The organism is Zoogloea sp. (assembly GCF_028689785.1).
Taxonomy (GTDB): Bacteria; Pseudomonadota; Gammaproteobacteria; order Burkholderiales; family Rhodocyclaceae; genus Zoogloea.
Genome location: NZ_JAQVCN010000030.1, coordinates 42,751 through 58,659, shown reverse-complemented (window position 1 = coordinate 58,659; position 15,909 = coordinate 42,751). Strand labels below are relative to the sequence as shown.

14 protein-coding genes are annotated in these 15,909 nt (G+C 65.3%); 7 read left to right on the top strand and 7 right to left on the bottom strand.

Annotated elements, in window-relative coordinates; all coding sequences use genetic code 11:
• The 3 genes from pgk to tkt form a co-directional block, all read right to left on the bottom strand.
• On the bottom strand, positions 1 to 271 hold a 271-nt coding region (gene pgk, locus PHI64_RS13965), incomplete at its 3' end, for a phosphoglycerate kinase (RefSeq protein ID WP_299883808.1).
• Between the two features lie 67 nt (positions 272 to 338).
• The gene (gap, locus tag PHI64_RS13960) at positions 339 to 1,367 is read right to left on the bottom strand and encodes a type I glyceraldehyde-3-phosphate dehydrogenase (RefSeq protein WP_299883806.1); all 1,029 of its coding nucleotides are present in this window, start codon (positions 1,365 to 1,367) and stop codon (positions 339 to 341) included.
• Between the two features lie 100 nt (positions 1,368 to 1,467).
• A complete protein-coding gene (tkt, locus tag PHI64_RS13955; protein WP_299883804.1) occupies positions 1,468 to 3,498 on the bottom strand; it encodes a transketolase in 2,031 nt (676 codons plus the stop codon).
• Between the two features lie 253 nt (positions 3,499 to 3,751).
• On the opposite strand from tkt, the gene PHI64_RS13950 reads away from it, so the two are divergent.
• Together PHI64_RS13950 and PHI64_RS13945 are read left to right on the top strand one after the other, a co-directional pair.
• The gene (locus PHI64_RS13950) at positions 3,752 to 5,065 is read left to right on the top strand and encodes a hypothetical protein (protein WP_299883802.1); all 1,314 of its coding nucleotides are present in this window, start codon (positions 3,752 to 3,754) and stop codon (positions 5,063 to 5,065) included.
• A 92-nt stretch (positions 5,066 to 5,157) separates the two neighbouring features.
• Positions 5,158 to 6,858: a hypothetical protein gene (locus PHI64_RS13945; RefSeq protein ID WP_299883800.1), complete on the top strand. Its 1,701-nt coding sequence runs from the start codon at positions 5,158 to 5,160 to the stop codon at positions 6,856 to 6,858.
• Between the two features lie 27 nt (positions 6,859 to 6,885).
• Here PHI64_RS13945 and PHI64_RS13940 read toward each other — a convergent pair whose 3' ends face one another.
• A complete protein-coding gene (locus tag PHI64_RS13940) occupies positions 6,886 to 7,761 on the bottom strand; it encodes a phosphoribulokinase (RefSeq protein ID WP_296569491.1) in 876 nt (291 codons plus the stop codon).
• 134 nt (positions 7,762 to 7,895) lie between these two features.
• Positions 7,896 to 8,702 carry an inositol monophosphatase gene (locus PHI64_RS13935; protein WP_299883798.1) on the bottom strand — a complete coding sequence of 269 codons (807 nt, stop codon included), beginning with the start codon at positions 8,700 to 8,702 and terminating at the stop codon, positions 7,896 to 7,898.
• A gap of 143 nt (positions 8,703 to 8,845) precedes the next feature.
• On the opposite strand from PHI64_RS13935, the gene PHI64_RS13930 reads away from it, so the two are divergent.
• The 5 genes from PHI64_RS13930 (at position 8,846) to PHI64_RS13910 (ending at position 14,465) form a co-directional block, all read left to right on the top strand.
• Positions 8,846 to 9,586 carry a 16S rRNA (uracil(1498)-N(3))-methyltransferase gene (locus tag PHI64_RS13930; protein WP_299883812.1) on the top strand — a complete coding sequence of 247 codons (741 nt, stop codon included), beginning with the start codon at positions 8,846 to 8,848 and terminating at the stop codon, positions 9,584 to 9,586.
• Positions 9,579 to 11,066 (top strand): polyphosphate:AMP phosphotransferase, encoded by a 1,488-nt coding sequence (pap, locus tag PHI64_RS13925; RefSeq protein ID WP_299883796.1) that lies wholly within the window; start codon positions 9,579 to 9,581, stop codon positions 11,064 to 11,066. Before PHI64_RS13930 ends, pap begins: the two co-directional genes overlap by 8 nt.
• 18 nt (positions 11,067 to 11,084) lie before the next feature.
• On the top strand, positions 11,085 to 12,476 hold the full coding sequence (gene argA / locus PHI64_RS13920; protein ID WP_299883794.1) for an amino-acid N-acetyltransferase: 1,392 nt from the start codon (positions 11,085 to 11,087) through the stop codon (positions 12,474 to 12,476).
• 53 nt (positions 12,477 to 12,529) lie between these two features.
• Positions 12,530 to 14,116: a sensor domain-containing diguanylate cyclase gene (locus PHI64_RS13915; RefSeq protein WP_299883792.1), complete on the top strand. Its 1,587-nt coding sequence runs from the start codon at positions 12,530 to 12,532 to the stop codon at positions 14,114 to 14,116.
• 76 nt (positions 14,117 to 14,192) lie between these two features.
• Positions 14,193 to 14,465: an oxidative damage protection protein gene (locus tag PHI64_RS13910; RefSeq protein ID WP_296569482.1), complete on the top strand. Its 273-nt coding sequence runs from the start codon at positions 14,193 to 14,195 to the stop codon at positions 14,463 to 14,465.
• On the opposite strand, the gene PHI64_RS13905 is transcribed toward PHI64_RS13910, so the two are convergent.
• Positions 14,444 to 14,812 (bottom strand): EscU/YscU/HrcU family type III secretion system export apparatus switch protein, encoded by a 369-nt coding sequence (locus PHI64_RS13905; RefSeq protein WP_299883789.1) that lies wholly within the window; start codon positions 14,810 to 14,812, stop codon positions 14,444 to 14,446. The two genes, PHI64_RS13910 and PHI64_RS13905, sit on opposite strands and share 22 nt — an antisense overlap.
• Positions 14,799 to 15,890, bottom strand: coding sequence for a flagellar hook-length control protein FliK (locus PHI64_RS13900; protein WP_299883787.1), 1,092 nt, complete (start codon positions 15,888 to 15,890; stop codon positions 14,799 to 14,801). Before PHI64_RS13900 ends, PHI64_RS13905 begins: the two co-directional genes overlap by 14 nt.
• Positions 15,891 to 15,909: the final 19 nt, after the last annotated feature.

Here is a 15,909-nt window from a genome sequence, read left to right as displayed (position 1 = left end):
GCACCGGCTTGCCGAGCATCTGGCCCAGGCGCACGGCCACGGGGGCGAGGGTGTCGTCGGCGTTCAGCTCGCCTTCGGTGGGGCGACCCAGGTGGGAGGTGACCATGACCGCCGCGCCGCCTTCGAGAGCGAACCTGATGGACGGGATGGAGGCGCGGATGCGGGTGTCTTCGGTGATGTTGCCGGCGTCGTCCTGGGGAACGTTCAGGTCGGCACGAATGAAGACCTTCTTGCCCTTGACGTCGAGATCGGTAAGTTTCTTGACTTGCATGATGATGTACTTTGAAGCGTCGGAATGAAAAACGCCCCGCACGGGGCGGGGCGTCGGCGCAGCGGTATTACTTGGCGTTCACGAAAGCACGGGCCGCGTCGAGCATGCGGCAGGAGTAGCCCCACTCGTTGTCGTACCAGGCCAGGACCTTGACCAGCACGGAGCCGTCTTCGCCCTTGATGACGCGGGTTTGGGTTGCGTCGAAGGTGGAGGAGACGGTGGTGTGGTTGAAGTCGGAGGACACCAGCGGCTCGGTGTTGACGGCCAGGATGCCTTTCAGCGGGCCGTTGGCTGCAGCGGTCATCAACTCGTTGATTTCTTCCTTGGTGGTGGCGCGGTCGGCGGTGAAGGTCAGGTCCACCAGCGACACGTTGATGGTCGGCACGCGCAGGGCAAAGCCGTCCACCTTGCCGACCAGCTGCGGCAGCACCAGGCCCACGGCCTTGGCGGCACCGGTCTTGGTCGGGATGATGTTGGCGGCGGCGGCGCGGGCGCGGCGCAGATCCTTGTGGCGGACGTCCACGGTCACCTGGTCGTTGGTGTAGGCGTGGATGGTGGTCATCAGGCCCTGCTTGATGCCAACGCTGTCGGCCAGGATCTTGGCAACCGGGGCCAGGCAGTTGGTGGTGCAGGAGGCGTTGGAGACGACGGTCATGCCGGCCTTGAGAGCCTCTTCATTGACGCCCATGACGATGGTGGTGTCCACATCGTCGCCGCCGGGGGCGGAAATCAGCACGCGCTTGGCACCCTGGTCGAGCAGGGCCTGGGCCTTTGCCTTGGTGGTGTAAGCACCGGTGCATTCGAGCAGCACGTCCACACCGTGGGTGCCCCAGTTGACGCCCTTCGGGTCTTTGGTGGAGTAGAAGGGGATCTTTTTGCCGTCGATGATGATGACGTTGTCGCCTTCGGTTTCCACGGAGGTGGCGAAGCGGCCGTGGGTGGTGTCGTACTTCAGCAGGTGGGCGTTGGTGGCCAGATCGCCGGAGGCGTTGATGGCGACCACTTCAAACTCGTTCTGCAGACCCTGCTCGTAGATGGCGCGCAGCGTACAGCGACCGATACGACCGAAACCATTGATGGCGACCTTGATGCTCATCGATTTTTCTCCCTAGTTCAGATACACGAAACCAAAATCACGTTGCATTCGACACCCCGTGGGGTGCCGACCCTGTTGTTGTGTACGGTTCGTCGCCCGCTCAGGCGAGAACCTTTTTCACGGCAGCGACCACAGCTTCGGTGGTGATGCCGAAATACTTGAACAGCTCGCCTGCCGGAGCCGATTCGCCGAAGCGGTCGAGGCCGATCACGATGCCTTCGAGGCCCACGTACTTGTACCAGCCGTCGGTGACGCCGGCTTCGACAGCCACGCGAGGCAGGCCGGCCGGCAGCACGGCGGCGCGGTAGGCGGCATCCTGGCGATCGAAGACGTTGGTGCTGGGCATGGACACCACACGCACGGCGATGCCCTCGTCGGCCAGCTGCTTCTGGGCGGCCACGGCCAGGGCGACTTCCGATCCGGTCGCGATGATAACGGCTTGCGCGGCGGCCGGCTGTGCAGCAATACCGGCTTCAGAAAGGATGTAGCCGCCACGACGAATATCGGCCACCTGCTGGGCGCTGCGAACCTGGAAGGGCAGGTTCTGGCGGGAGAACGCGAGGGACGAGGGCCCTTCGTGGCGTTCGATGGAGGCGGCCCAGGCCACGGCCGATTCGGTGGTGTCGCAGGGGCGCCACACGTCCATGTTGGGAATCAGGCGCAGGGAGGCGGTCTGCTCGACAGGCTGGTGGGTCGGACCGTCCTCGCCCAGGCCGATGGAGTCGTGGGTGAACACGAAGAGCTGGCGCACCTTCATCAGTGCCGCCATGCGCAGGGCATTGCGGGCGTATTCGCTGAACATCAGGAAGGTGGCGGTGTAGGGCACCAGGCCGCCGTGCAGGGCGATGCCGTTGGCGATGGCGGCCATGCCGAACTCGCGTACGCCGTAATACACATAGTTACCGCCGGTGGTCTTGCTGACGCCCTTGGCGCCGGACCACAGGGTGAGGTTGGAGCCTGCCAGGTCGGCCGAACCGCCGAGAAGCTCGGGCAGCTTGGGCGCGAAGGCTTCGATGCTGTTCTGGCTGGCCTTGCGGGTGGCGATGGTCTCGCCCTTTTCGGTGACCTTGGCGAGCACGGACTCCACATGGGCGGCCCAGTCGGCGGGCAGCTCGCCGGCCATGCGGCGCGTGAACTCGGCGGCGAGTTCGGGGAATTCCGTGGCGTAGGCAGTGAAACGGGTGTTCCAGTCGGCCTCAAGTGCGGCGCCCTTGGCCTTCGCGTCCCAGGCGGCGTAGACGTCGGCGGGGATCTCGAAGGGGGCGTGGGACCAGCCGATGTGGGCACGGGTGGCTTCGATCTCGGCTGCGCCCAGCGGGGCACCGTGGACGTCGTGGCTGTCCTGCTTGTTGGGTGCGCCAGCGCCGATGATGGTCTTGCAGCAGATCAGCGTGGGCTTGCCGGTCTCGGCCTGCGCAGCCTTCAGGGCGGCCTCGATCTCGACCGGGTCGTGGCCCTGGACGTCGCGGATGACATGCCAGCCGTAGGCTTCGAAGCGTTTCGGGGTGTCGTCGGTGAACCAGCCTTCAACGTGGCCGTCGATGGAGATGTTGTTGTCGTCGTAGAAGGCGATCAGCTTGCCCAGGCCCCAGGTACCCGCCAGGGAGCAGGCTTCGTGGGAGATGCCCTCCATCAGGCAGCCGTCCCCCAGGAACACATAGGTGTGGTGATCGACGATGGCGTGGCCGGGGCGATTGAAGCTGTCGGCGAGGATCTTCTCGGCCAGTGCCATGCCCACGGCATTGGTGATGCCTTGGCCCAGGGGGCCGGTGGTGGTCTCGACGCCGGGGGTGTAGCCGACCTCGGGGTGGCCCGGGGTCTTGCTGTGCAGCTGACGGAAGTTCTTCAGGTCGTCGATGGACAGATCGTAGCCGGTGAGATGCAGCAGGCTGTAGATCAGCATCGAGCCGTGGCCGTTGGACTGGACGAAGCGGTCTCGGTCGGCCCAGTGGGGATTGGCCGGGTTGTGGCGCAGATGGCGGCGCCACAGAACTTCAGCGATTTCGGCCATGCCCATGGGGGCGCCGGGGTGACCGGAGTTGGCCTTCTGGACGGCATCCATGGCCAGCGCGCGAATCGCGCCAGTCAGGGAGTTGAAGACGGGCGGCTTGACGTTACGCGAAGAAGACATCGAAGAACCTTGGGCCGGGGGAACGGCGCGCAAAGACCGCAATTATCTTTGATTTACTGGCACTTGGGTAGCCTTGACGGGGGATTTGTGGGCGCGCGGGGACTTGCGGCCGCCATGTCCAAACTCCGGCATAATCGCGGCTCGCTCCGGAAATTACATTTTTTTACAGCGCGCTGTGCCGCCCCTCGTCCTTTCCAGACTGGCTCTTCTGCTTGCCCTGCTGGCGACCTTGTTCACCAGCGGGTGCAGCACCATGGAATACACCGTGGATGATGGCCGCAAGGTGAATGAAACCCTGCTTGCCAACCTGCGCCTGATGGGGCATGGCGAGCGCGCCCTGCGCCCGGCCATCGTCCGCTCCGCGGGCTTGAAGGACCCAGGGTGCAGCCGCCAGTGGGAGCTGCCCTTCAGTGTGGCCACCAGTTTCGATTGGCCGGTGGACGACAGGGTGGCGTGGGTGCGGGCGTTGCAGGTTGACGAGCGCCTTACCGTTATCGCCGCCACCCAGGACAGTGGTCTGCAGCCCGGTGACAAGCTGGTGGAGCTCAAGGGCTACCGCAAGGACGACGCCAACAAGATGCTCCTCGAACTCGCCGAGCTGCGTGATGACGGTGATCCCTTCCCGGTGAAGACGGCAGCGGGGCGCACGGTGATGGTCAAGCCCTTCGAGGTGTGCCGTGGCTACACCCGCCTGGCGCCGCCCCTGACGCCGGCCTACCAGGACTTCCACTGGCTGATGAGCATTCATCCGCTGGAGCTCTTCGTGCCCCAGATCACCCCGGATGAAGCCCTGTGGATGGTGCTGTGGACCCAGGGCCTGTCGGAAGAGGGCGGCGCCCGCATGAAGACCTACCACTACAGCAAGGAAATCGTCTCGACTTTGTTTGACATCGCCTCCCTGGCGGTAGGGGTCAACGCGGCGGCCCAGGCGGCCAAGGTGGCCGCCAACCAGGCTGCACAGGCGGCGGCCACTGCGGCGGCCAAATCGGCCAGTGAAGCTGCGGCCAAGCAGGCCCTTCAGGAAGCCGCGCGCAGCATTGCCGAACAGGCCAGCCGTGAGTACGCCCAGAAGGTCGGTGAAGAGGTGGGCAAGGTGGTGGCGATGCAGGCCGGCAACGTGCTGCGCGAATCCTTCATGATGCGGGTCGGCCTGTCGGTGTCGAGCCTGTCATGGGTGGCCACCACAGTCTTCGATTACGCGGATCGCTGGGCCTACGACCGTATCGTGGCGGTGGGGGGCGACCCCCTGGCTGGCGCTACGCTGCACCAGAAACTGCTGGACCGGAGGCTGGTTAACAACGCCTTCGTGTTCGACGAGGAGCGCCTGCAGGGCTTTGCGTCCCTGGCCCGGCAGACCCAGCGGGAGGAGATGTTGGCGGCCGTGCTGAAGGGGGCATCTCTGGAGGTGTTTGCCCTCCGGCTGACCGATCTGCCGAGTGCCTCGGAGGAGGCCGGTCAGCACGCCTTGAGGGCCGAGAGTGATGACACGATGCTGGCGTCCGGGCAGGGCGGTGGCGGCTTGATTGATGCAATGCTGAGGATGCCCCTGGAGTCGGGGGTCGAGTGATGATGAAAACGCCTTCCTTTTTCCTTGCTGTGTTCTGTGTGTCCGCCATCGCCACTTCCACCAGAGCGCAGCAGCCGGATGCCGCTGCCGCCATGCCGACGGAATCTTCGGTGGCCGCTGTGGATTGCCCTGTGCTGCTGCAGGAGGCCGAGGTGCTCCTTGAGCGGGGGGCGCATGCGTCGGCTGCGCGGCGCTGGAGAGAAGCGGCGCCCGTGCTGCGGGAGGCCGGGAGTGCCTTTCTCAAGGTCGCGGCGGCCTGCCCTTCAGTAGCCATTCAGGCCAATCGTCAGGGCGATCGGGCAACGGCGGAGCTCAGGCTGGCGGAACGTGCCATGTCCCATCAGTCCGAATGCCTGCCGCGGCTCGACAAAGCCCTTGATCTGGATCTGCGGGCAACCGCGGCGCGCAACGACAAGGGTGACCCGGCGGAGGTCGAACGCCTTCTCGGCGAGGCCGAAGGGGTTTGGCGTGAGGCCGTGGGCTTGTGCCAGTCGCCCCATCGGGAGAAGGCCGAGAAGAGCCTTGCCGCCACGGTGAGGCTGCGGGCCGCCAATGCCGAGCTGCTGAGCGCAGGGCCCGCCTGCGATGCCGCCTGGAAGAGCGCCGGGGCGCTGGTGGACTATGCCCGCGGTGCCTGGAAGGACAAGCGCTGGGACGATGCGGCGATGCTCTACGACAAGGCAGCGATGGCCTGGGAAGGGGCTGCGGACAAATGCTCCGGCACCCGCCAGCAGCAGGCCCAGCGCAAGGCGGAGCAGACCCACGTGGATGCCCACAATGCCGAGCACTGCGGCCCCCTGTGGGATGCCGCCACCGATCAGGCCCAGCGCCTCAAGACCAATGGCGCCAACCTGTCAGCGGGCGAGCGGGACCAACTCTCCATCCGCGCCGAAGTGGGCTGGCGAGATGCTGCGACCGCCTGTCGGGGCGTTCCCCAGACCCTTGCCCGCACCAATGCAGATGCGCTTGCCCGGGAGCGTGGTGCGCCGCTGCCGGCTCAGGCCATGGCGATGTACGGCAGCAAGAAGCTGCCGCCGCCGGGCCCTGTCGGGGTGGGCAGCCCGCCCACCGGCGCAAGCCCGGCGCCGGTGGTGGCGACGGCCTCGGGGGCCGCGGGCCCCATCGCAACGCCGGGGAACGCCCTGGTGGCAGGCACGCGGACCGCTGCAGCGACGGTGAATACCCCTGCGCCACCCAAGCCCGTGCCAATCCCCGCACGGCCGGCGGATGCGCCAGTCGTTGAACCCCGCGCAGCCCCTGTTGCCGATGGGGTGGTGGTTGCCGGTGACACCACCTACCGGGGTGCCTTCGCCATCGTGTCCGAGACGGGCGAGGTCAGTGGCACCGGGTTGGTTGAATGGGCCAACGGCGAGCGATTCACCGGTACGCTGGTCAAGGGCCGGCGCCAGGGCAAGGGGCGTTTCAATTGGGTGGGTGGGCAGTGGTACGAGGGCGACTGGGTGGATGACCGGGCCGTGGGCTACGGGGTGATCCAGTTTCCGGGGGGCAATCGCTATGAGGGGGCCGTCCAGGATGAGGAGCCTGGCGGGCGTGGCACCCTCGTGTTTGCCTCTGGTGATCGTTACACGGGTGAGTTCTCACGGGGCCTCTTCCACGGTCAGGGCACCTACGCCTGGAAGAACGGCAACCGCTATGAAGGTGCCTGGGTGCTGGGCAAGAAGCACGGACTCGGGCGCCTCTTCTGGGCCAGTGGCGAAGGCTGGGAAGGCGAATTCCGGGACGATCTGAAGACTGACGTGGGCAAAGACATCGCCGCAGCGGCCCCGCGCTGAGCGGGGCCGGGCTGGGCTTTCAGTGCATCAGACCCACTGCCGGCGGCGCTCCATGAGCTTCCAGATCAGCGGGGTGAGGATCAGTTGCATGGCCAGGTCGAGCTTGCCGCCGGGCACCACGATAGTGTTGGCGCGGCTCATGAAGCTGTCGTGGATCATGCGCAGCAGGTAAGGAAAGTCGACACCGCGGGGGTCGCGGAAACGGATGATGACCATGGACTCGTCGGCCGTGGGGATGTCCCGGGCGATGAAGGGGTTGGAGGTGTCCACCATGGGCACCCGCTGGAAGTTGATGTGGGTGTGGGAGAACTGGGGCACGATGTAATGCACGTAGTCGTGCATGCGCCGCAGAATGGTCTCCTGCACCGCTTCAAGCGAATAGCCCCGGGTCTTGGTGTCCCGATGGATCTTCTGGATCCATTCCAGGTTGGTGATGGGAACTACGCCGATCAGCAGGTCGGCATGACGACAGGTATTCACCTTGTCGGTGATCACGGCGCCATGCAGGCCTTCGTAGAACAGGCAGTCGGTGTCCTGGGGCAGGTCTTCCCAAGGGGTGAAGTCGCCCTGGCGCAGGCCGCGCCGGGCGGCTTCCTCGGCATGGTGCAGATAGTAGCGACGCTTGCCACCACCTGATTCGCCGTAGGTGCGGAACAGCTGTTCGAGTTCTTCGAGCAGGTTGGCCTCCGGGCCAAAATGGCTGATGCCCCGTTGCCCCTTGCTTTCGGCTTCGATGATCAGCCGGCGGATCTCTTCGCGGGTGTAGCGGTGAAAGCTGTCCCCTTCAATGATTGCCGCGTTGACCTTCTCGCGCCAGAAGATGCCTTCGAACGTGTGTTTTACCGTGGTGGTGCCAGCCCCTGAGGAGCCGGTGACCACGATGATGGGGTGCTTCATGGACATGACTGCTTCCCGAAAGTGAATAGTCTTGGAGCAGGGCACGAGGCATGGCCTGATCCAAAAGCACTCGATCGCAGGGTTTTCGGCCTCGGGAAGGCTGATTTAGCAAAAAACGGACCGCCGGCCTTGTCGCTCCCTCAGGAGTGGGCGTGCAGCCAGGTGCGCCACTGCTCGAACAGGGCCGGGCTGGCCGCGGCGATGACCGAACGCTTGATGGCGGGCCCGGCTGTGAGCGGCGTGCCGCCAAGGGTGCTGTAGCTGCCCCCGGCTTCTTCGAGGATCAGGCGGCCGGCGGCGTAGTCCCACAGCATCTGGCCGCCGTGGAGGTAAACGTCGAGACGTCCAGCCGCCACATAGCACCATTCCAGGGCGCTGGAGCCGAAGTTGCGCTGGGAGTAATAGGGCGGGCGGACTGCCAGTTCGTCGCCGAGGTGATGACTGATGCGCTTGAAGTCCACGCCGGCCACGGCCTCCCTGAGATGGCTGGCGGGCTGGCGCATGGGTAGCGGAATGTCGTTGAGCCAGGCTCCAGCACCTCGGCCGGCGTAGAAGGCTTCATCGGTGACCGGGTTATAGACCACCCCGATCTGGGTCTTGTGATTGACCAGGTAGGCTACGGCGACGCCGAAAAAAGGGATGCCGTTGGCGAAATTGGTGGTGCCGTCAATGGGGTCGATGACCCACAGGCCGTTGACACCTTCGTGCCAGACGCGGCCTTGTTCCTCGGCGGTCATTTCCTCGCCCAGGACCGGTGCCATGATGAGCTCGGGCAGGCATTCCACGAGGGCGGCCTGGGAGGCCAGGTCGGCCTCGGTAAGCACACTGCCGTCGGCCTTCTGTTCGCGCACGGCACGCAGATAGCGGGGCAGGATGGTCTCGTGGGCCATCCGGCGGACCGTCTCTGCCAGGGTGCGGGCGTATTCGAGGCGCTGGGCGCTGGTCATCGGGTGCTGGGAGGCTAAAGGTATAAAGACCTCGACCTTAACGGCCGGGCCTGGCTGGGCTGAAGCGCCGGGAACACCGGCATGACCGGCGCAAGCCGCGTTTCAGTCCCGTTGAGTAACGTGGTTTTGGCGATAATAGCATGATGAATCCGCGCTTCTTCTGCCCCGAGGGGCTTGTTCCCGATTGCGAAATTCCCCTGCCCGCGCCAGTCGCGCACCACGCCGAGCGTGTTCTGCGCCTCGCTGTGGGTGATTCGGTGGTCCTCTTTGACGGGCGTGGTGGCGAGTTTGCGGCCACCCTGACCGCCCTGGGCAAGCACCCCCTGGCACGGCTCGGGCCGCGCCTGCCGGTCGAGCAGGAGTCGCCGCTGGCGATCACCCTGGTGCAGGCGCTGGCCAGCGGGGACAAGATGGACTGGGTCGTGCAGAAGGCAGTGGAGCTAGGTGCAGTGGCCATCCAGCCGGTGGCGGCGGAGCGTTCGGTGCTGAAGCTGTCTGGCGATAGGGCTGAGAAGCGGGTGGCGCACTGGCGGCAGATCGCGGTGGCGGCCTGCGAGCAGTCGGGACGCAACCGGGTGCCGGTGGTGGGCGAAATCCTCAGCCTGGCTCGCTACTTGGCGCTGCCTGCCGAGGGCGCTCGCCTGATTCTGGCACCCGGCGCCGCTGGCGCTCTGGCCCGCAAGGCTGCACCCCAGGGGCCGCTGGCCGTGCTGATCGGGCCGGAGGGGGGGTGGTCGACGGCAGAACTGGCCCTGGCGGAGCGAGCCGGTTGTGCGCCCCTGGCCCTCGGGCCGCGGGTTCTGCGCACTGAAACGGCCGGCGTGGCGGCGATGGCGGCCCTGCAAACCCTGTGGGGCGATTTTTCGGGAGAGGGGCATGTTTGAATCGGCGGAATTGGGCCACCGACTGTCGAAAGCCGAGTATGACGAGATCGAGCCGCAACTGCGCACGGCCTTGCTCAACGCTCAGTTCGAGCTGCTCGAGAAAAAAGGCTTCGCCACGGTGATTCTGATCAATGGCATCGATGGCGCGGGGCGGGGCGAAACGGTGAACCTCCTCAATGAGTGGATGGACCCGCGGCACATCGAGGTGCATGCTTTTGACCGTCCCACCGAGGAGGAGTGTGAGCGCCCCTTCTTGTGGCGCTTCTGGCGCGCTCTGCCCCCCAAGGGGAAGATCGGCATCCTGTTCGGCAACTGGTATTCCGAGTTGATCGGTGACCGGGCTTTCGGGCGCATCAAGAAGCCTCGCCTCGATCAGCGCCTGTCCGAGTTCAACCGCTTCGAGGCGATGCTCGCTGCGGAGGGCGTGCTGCTTGTGAAGTTCTGGTTCCACCTCTCCCGAGGCGGGCAGAAGAAGCGTCTCAAGGCCCTTGAGGCGAATCCCGACACCCGCTGGCGGGTGCGTGAGGCGGACTGGCGGTTCTACGAGGAGTACGACCGTTATCGTGAGGTGGCCGAGCACGTGCTGCGCCGCACCAGCACCGGCATTGCACCGTGGGTGATCGTTGATGGCTCCGACCCCGATTACCGGGCGGCGCACGTGGGGCGGACCTTGCTTGACGGTATGCAGCGCAAGCTGGACGCCCTCGGCAAGGGCTACCGGACGCGTCTTACCGCTCCCCAATTACCCACTCAGGTCGACCAGCGCAATCTCCTCAATGCCCTTGTGCTGAACCAGCCCATGGACAAGAAAACTTATGATAAGCAACTGGAGAAGCTGCAGGGGCGCCTGGCGCTGGCGGTACGCAGCGATGCCTTTGCCCGGCGGAGCCTGGTCCTGGTGTTCGAGGGCATGGATGCAGCAGGCAAGGGCGGCGCCATCCGACGCGTCACCCAGGCCCTGGATACCCGTCAGTACACGGTGATCCCGATCGCCGCCCCAAGCGACGAGGAGCGCGCCCAGCCTTACTTGTGGCGCTTTTGGCGGCGCCTGCCCAGGGAGGGCAAGGTGGCCATCTTTGATCGTTCCTGGTATGGCCGGGTACTGGTCGAGCGGGTTGAGGGCTTCTGCTCGGAGGCCGACTGGATGCGTGCCTACGCGGAAATCAACGATTTCGAGGATCAACTGGTGTCGGCGGGCGCCATCGTGGTCAAGTTCTGGCTGTCGGTGAGCGGCGACGAGCAACTCCAGCGCTTCAAGGATCGGGAGGCCGAGGCCTTCAAACGCTACAAAATCACCGCAGAGGACTGGCGCAACCGGGAGAAGTGGCCGGCCTACGAACCCGCCGTATGCGACATGATTGACCGCACAAGCACCGAGAATGCCGGCTGGACCCTGGTCGAGGCCGACAACAAATACTTCGCACGGGTCAAGATTCTGGACACGCTTGTCGAAAAGCTTGAAACCGCCATCAAAAAATGAAGGACAACTGACCCTAAAATGCAGACCACTGCCGACTTGGCCATTCCGGAAACCAGCGTGACGACTTCTGCCACTGTGCCAGCCCCCGGGCAGGCCGATCACCTCTCCCAGCGTTTCGTCGCCTGGGTGCGGGCTGCTGCGCCCTATATCCATGCCTTTCGCGGCAAGACCTTCGTCCTCGGGTTCGGTGGTGAAGTGGCGGCAGGGGAGCTGGCCCAGACCCTGGCCTACGATTGCAACCTGCTCGCCGCTCTGGGGGTGCGCCTGGTACTGGTGCATGGTGCGCGTCCGCAGATTGAGGCCGAGTTGGCCCGCCGGGGGTTGATGCCGCGCTATCACAAGGGGCTGCGGGTGACCGACGCCGCTGCACTGGAGTGCGTCAAGGCGGCCATGGCAGTGACCCGCATCGAGGTGGAGGCCCTGCTCTCCCAGGGCCTGCCCAACACCCCGATGGCCGGCAGCTTCATGCGTGTGACCGGCGGCAATTTCGTCACAGCCAAGCCGGTTGGGGTCGTCGATGGGGTCGATTATGGTTTTACCGGCACGGTGCGCAAGGTGATCGCCGAAGAGATCGCCGCCGATCTGGATCAGCAGAACGTGGTGCTGATGTCGCCCCTGGGCGTGTCCCCGGCGGGGGAGATCTTCAACATGAGCATGGAGGCCGTGGCCGAGGCCGTGGCCATTGCCCTCAAGGCCGAGAAGCTCATCTACCTGTGCGATGCGCCGGGGCTGCTCGACAGCAAGGGCGGCCTCATCGAGGCCATCACCGCCGACGATGCGGAGGCCAAGCTGAAGACCGGCGAAGGGATGACCGAGGACCTGGACCTCTACCTGCCCTGCGCGATCCGCGCTGTGCGCCAGGGTGTGGGGCGTGCTCATCTGATCGACCGGGACAAGGACGGCGGCCTGCTGCTGGAGTTCTTCACGCCCCAGGGCGTAGGCACCGTGCTGACTCGCGACCCCCTGTTCCGCCTGCGTGAGGCGACCATCGAGGACGTGGGTGCGCTGGGCAGCGTGATCGCCCCGATGGAGGCCGACGGCACCCTGGTGCGGCGCAGCCGGGAGCGTCTGGAGGAGGAGATCGAGCGTTTCACTGTGGTTGAATACGACGGTGTGTTGGTGGGCTGCGCGGCTCTGTACCCCTTTATCGACGAGCGCGCGGCGGAGATGGCCTGCGTGGCGGTGGTGCCCCAGCATCGCCGTGCCGGGCTGGGCGAAATGCTCCTGCGTCGCATGGAAAGGCGTGCCCGAGCGCTGGGGGTGGAGCGGCTGTTCGTGCTCACCACGCGTACCGCCGACTGGTTCCGGGAGCGGGGTTTCCGGGAGGCTCCCCCGGAGGATCTGCCGCGCCAGAAGCGGGAGATGTACGATGTGAGCAGGCGTTCAAAGGTGTTCATGAAGACACTGTGAAATCTCTAGCGAAAGTCGTTCCTGTGCACCTGCCGTTGGCTGCGTCGGGGCTGATGTTCCCGGCTGCTCACGCGCTGGCGGCGCTGCCCGAGAGCATGGCCTCGCCAGTGGTGACCGCGGTGGCTGGTGTCGCTGTAATGCTGGGGCGGGCGGGGGGGGGCTATGTGTTGCACCTGAGGCAGCGCATTGCCCAGCTGAGCGAGAGCTTGCCGATGCCGCAGGGCAAGGCGGTGTCACTGGGAGGAGGGCTGACGGACGCAGGCGACAGCCAGGATCGCTATTTCCGGCTTGCGGCGGAGTCCGGTGGCGGCATTGAGGGTTGGATCAACCCGGCTGGAAAGCTGTATTGGGTCAATCGGGCTGTTGAAACCTGCACCGGCTACACCCCGGATGAGGTGCTGGCCGGTGATTTCATCGAACTGCTGGTCTATGACAAGGACCGCCGGTATTGCCGTGATCAGGTCCGGCAAGTGTTGCAGACAGGTGTGGCGACGGAGTCGGAGCTGAGGCTTTCCACCAAGTCGGGAGGGCAGATGTGGGTGGTCTGCCGCTGGCAGCCGATTCGAAACGAAGCTGGCAGCCTGCTGGGCCTGCGTGCTTCGATGAGCGATGTGCAGGCCCGCAAAGAGGCCGAGTACAAGCTCCTGGAGTCGGTCGCGGCCCTGCGCCGGGCCCAGGCCTTGTCCGAGCATTACCTGCGCCGCAGCAACGAGGAGCGCTCGCGCTTGTCAGCGCTGCTCGATGTGGTGCGGATGGGCATCCTGTTTATGGATACTGACCGCCGGGTGGTGTTTTGTAACCGGGCGTTGTATGGCATCTGGGGCTTGCCCCCGGGAGATGGCTTCGTCGGGGTGCGTGACGTGGTGCTGCAGCAGCACATCATCCAGTTCATCGACGATCCCGACGCGTACCAGCGTCATGTGGCCGACGTGCAGCAGCAGCAGGAGCCGAGCGAGCCCTTCGAGATCCATTTCAAGGATGGTCGGGTGGTGCGGGAGTTCTCGCGGGTTGTGCCCGGGCCTGACGATGTGGGTGAGATCGGGCGGATCTGGGTGTTCGAGGATGTCACCGAGCAGCTCCGCGTGGCCGCCCAGCTGATGCGCCTGGCCGAGCGTGATCCGCTGACCAATCTCTTCAATCGTCGTCGTTTTCATGAGGAGCTTGAACGCATGCTGGCCGACGGGCGCCGTCATGGAGAGTCGGTGGGCCTGTTGGCCATCGATCTGGACGGGTTCAAACCGGTCAATGATTTGTATGGCCACCAGGCTGGCGACGAGGTGCTCATCGGGCTGGCCGGCGCGGTGGGGGCGGTGGTCCGGCGCAACGAAATGTTTTTCCGCATGGGCGGTGACGAGTTTGCGATTCTGGTGCCGACGGCTTCGGCCCAGGAACTGTCCGAGCTGGCGCGCCGGGTGTGTGTGTGTATCAGTAGCCTGCGCTTTGCCTTCGCGGGGGAGTCCGTTGCGGTGACGGCGAGCATCGGCATTGCCCTGGGGCCGCGGCACGAGAACGATGGCGAGCACCTGATCGGTGCTGCCGATCGGGCCATGTATGTGGCCAAGGCCCTGGGAGGAAATTGCTGGGAATTCGCCCGCGAGTCCGCGGCCGGGCGGCTGGATCGTACCTCTCCGGCAGGCTAGAATCCGGTCGTGTCCCGGGCTGCCTTGAGGCTGCAAGCCAAAGGCGGCGCGGGGTTCCCAACTCTAGAGGTGAAAAATGGCACGGATGGTGAATTGTGTGAAGCTCGGTCGTGAGGCCGAAGGTCTGGATTTCCCGCCCCTTCCCGGCGAACTCGGCAAGAAGGTTTTCGAGAACGTCTCGAAGGAAGGCTGGCAGCAGTGGGTCAAGCACCAGACCATGCTGATCAACGAAAACCGCCTCAACCTGATGGACGCTCGGGCCCGCAAGTACCTGGCCGAGCAGATGGATCGCTACTTTTTTGGTGGCGGTGCGGATCAGATTGGTGGTTACGTGCCGCCAGCGTCCTGATTCGACGCTTGCCCCTTGCCCGATGATGGCCCCGGAAATTTTGGGGCCATTTTTACGGGCATGCCCGTCTGGGTGCCCTGTTCCAGGCTGTACAGCCAGGCCAGCAACTCGGCCACGGCGATGTAGAGTTCAGGCGGGATGCGGGCATCCAGGTCCACCTGCATCAACAGGGCGACCAGCTCTGGTGACTCGTGTACATAGACGCCGGCCTCCCGGGCTCGCGAGATGATCTCGGCAGCGATCAGGCCACGGCCTTTGGCGACTACAGTCGGGGCTGCGTTGCCCGCGTTGTAGGCCAGGGCAACGGCTTCGGCCCGGGGTTCGGATGGGTGTTCAGGGCTGTTCATCTGGTACTGCCAGTTCGGCCACCATCCCGGTGAGTGGTATGTTGACCGCATCCAGGGCCTCGGCCAGACGAGGTTGGCCGGCAGTGAGAATGTCGCGGCTGCGTGCATCGCCAGCGACCAGCCGCACTGCAACGCCGGCCGGGGTGAGGTGCAGGCGTGCTTCGATGCCGCCCAGGCCAGGCAGGGTCAGGCGCAGGGTGGTGTTCCAGTTGGGCTCGGGGGCATCGTCGTCGGATGCGTCGTGGGCGCCCGGATCTTCGATTTCCCATTCCATCTGTTGCCCGGGCCAGATCTGCCCCTGCCAGACAATCTGGTGAGTGGCCAGGGTGTCGAGTTGCTGGTGAACCAGTGGCAGCAGGCGTTCGGCGACCGGCGCTGAATCTGCGGCCCGGGATGTGGCGGAGGCCTGCATCGTCGTGGTGCTCGTGCTGCCAGCTTCGTCAGCACCGGCCACATTGGCGGCGACGAGGCCTGCGCTTGCCTGGTGGCGGGCGGCAAGCTGGCCTTGGGGTTCCTTTTGTAATGCTGCCGTGCTCATCTGCCCGGCGAGCCAGCGGGTCTGGTGGGACTCGTAGAACAGCCCGCTTTCGCTCACCGCAGTGCCCAGCCTGGCGGCCAGTTGGGCGGTGGCGGCCGCGCTTTGGGGGGGTGCTGGAGCCAGGGCTTCACCACCATTGAGGCGGGCGGCGCCGGGGGATGGCTGGCCGGTGAGGAGAAAACTGATGAGTTTGCCGGCCTGGCTGAGCGCGGGCTTGTCGGAGGGCTGTGGGGCAGGGTTGGCCAGACTGGCAAAGATCGCTCGGGGGGTGACCTCGCTGACGATCAGTTCGAGGGTGTCGCCGGCCTTGACCGATTGGGGCAGGGAGAGCACCACGTCGCGACCATTGACCCTGCCCTGGACGGTTTGGTCCTTGTTGATGTTCTGCAGGGTTGCGGTGATGCGTTCGCCAGGGGTGAAGCTTGGCAGATCGGCGGGAATGGCCCGGGTGCGGGCCAGGGGTGCGACGTTCTGCTCGCCCGAAAAAAAACTGGCTTCAGTGAGCATCCGCAGGCGGGCGGCAAGATCACCGGGAATCATGGATTGCCCGCCCGGGGCG

Excerpts from the sequence above, each read along its gene's own strand:
- gap (WP_299883806.1), bottom strand. The coding sequence starts at position 1,367 with ATGAGCATCAAGGTCGCCATCAATGGTTTCGGTCGTATCGGTCGCTGT.
- tkt (WP_299883804.1), bottom strand. The coding sequence starts at position 3,498 with ATGTCTTCTTCGCGTAACGTCAAGCCGCCCGTCTTCAACTCCCTGACT.
- PHI64_RS13950 (WP_299883802.1), top strand. The coding sequence starts at position 3,752 with ATGGAATACACCGTGGATGATGGCCGCAAGGTGAATGAAACCCTGCTT.
- PHI64_RS13945 (WP_299883800.1), top strand. The coding sequence starts at position 5,158 with ATGCCGACGGAATCTTCGGTGGCCGCTGTGGATTGCCCTGTGCTGCTG.
- PHI64_RS13940 (WP_296569491.1), bottom strand. The coding sequence starts at position 7,761 with ATGTCCATGAAGCACCCCATCATCGTGGTCACCGGCTCCTCAGGGGCT.
- PHI64_RS13935 (WP_299883798.1), bottom strand. The coding sequence starts at position 8,702 with ATGACCAGCGCCCAGCGCCTCGAATACGCCCGCACCCTGGCAGAGACG.
- PHI64_RS13930 (WP_299883812.1), top strand. The coding sequence starts at position 8,846 with ATGAATCCGCGCTTCTTCTGCCCCGAGGGGCTTGTTCCCGATTGCGAA.
- pap (WP_299883796.1), top strand. The coding sequence starts at position 9,579 with ATGTTTGAATCGGCGGAATTGGGCCACCGACTGTCGAAAGCCGAGTAT.
- argA (WP_299883794.1), top strand. The coding sequence starts at position 11,085 with ATGCAGACCACTGCCGACTTGGCCATTCCGGAAACCAGCGTGACGACT.
- PHI64_RS13915 (WP_299883792.1), top strand. The coding sequence starts at position 12,530 with ATGTTCCCGGCTGCTCACGCGCTGGCGGCGCTGCCCGAGAGCATGGCC.
- PHI64_RS13910 (WP_296569482.1), top strand. The coding sequence starts at position 14,193 with ATGGCACGGATGGTGAATTGTGTGAAGCTCGGTCGTGAGGCCGAAGGT.
- PHI64_RS13905 (WP_299883789.1), bottom strand. The coding sequence starts at position 14,812 with ATGAACAGCCCTGAACACCCATCCGAACCCCGGGCCGAAGCCGTTGCC.
- PHI64_RS13900 (WP_299883787.1), bottom strand. The coding sequence starts at position 15,890 with ATGATTCCCGGTGATCTTGCCGCCCGCCTGCGGATGCTCACTGAAGCC.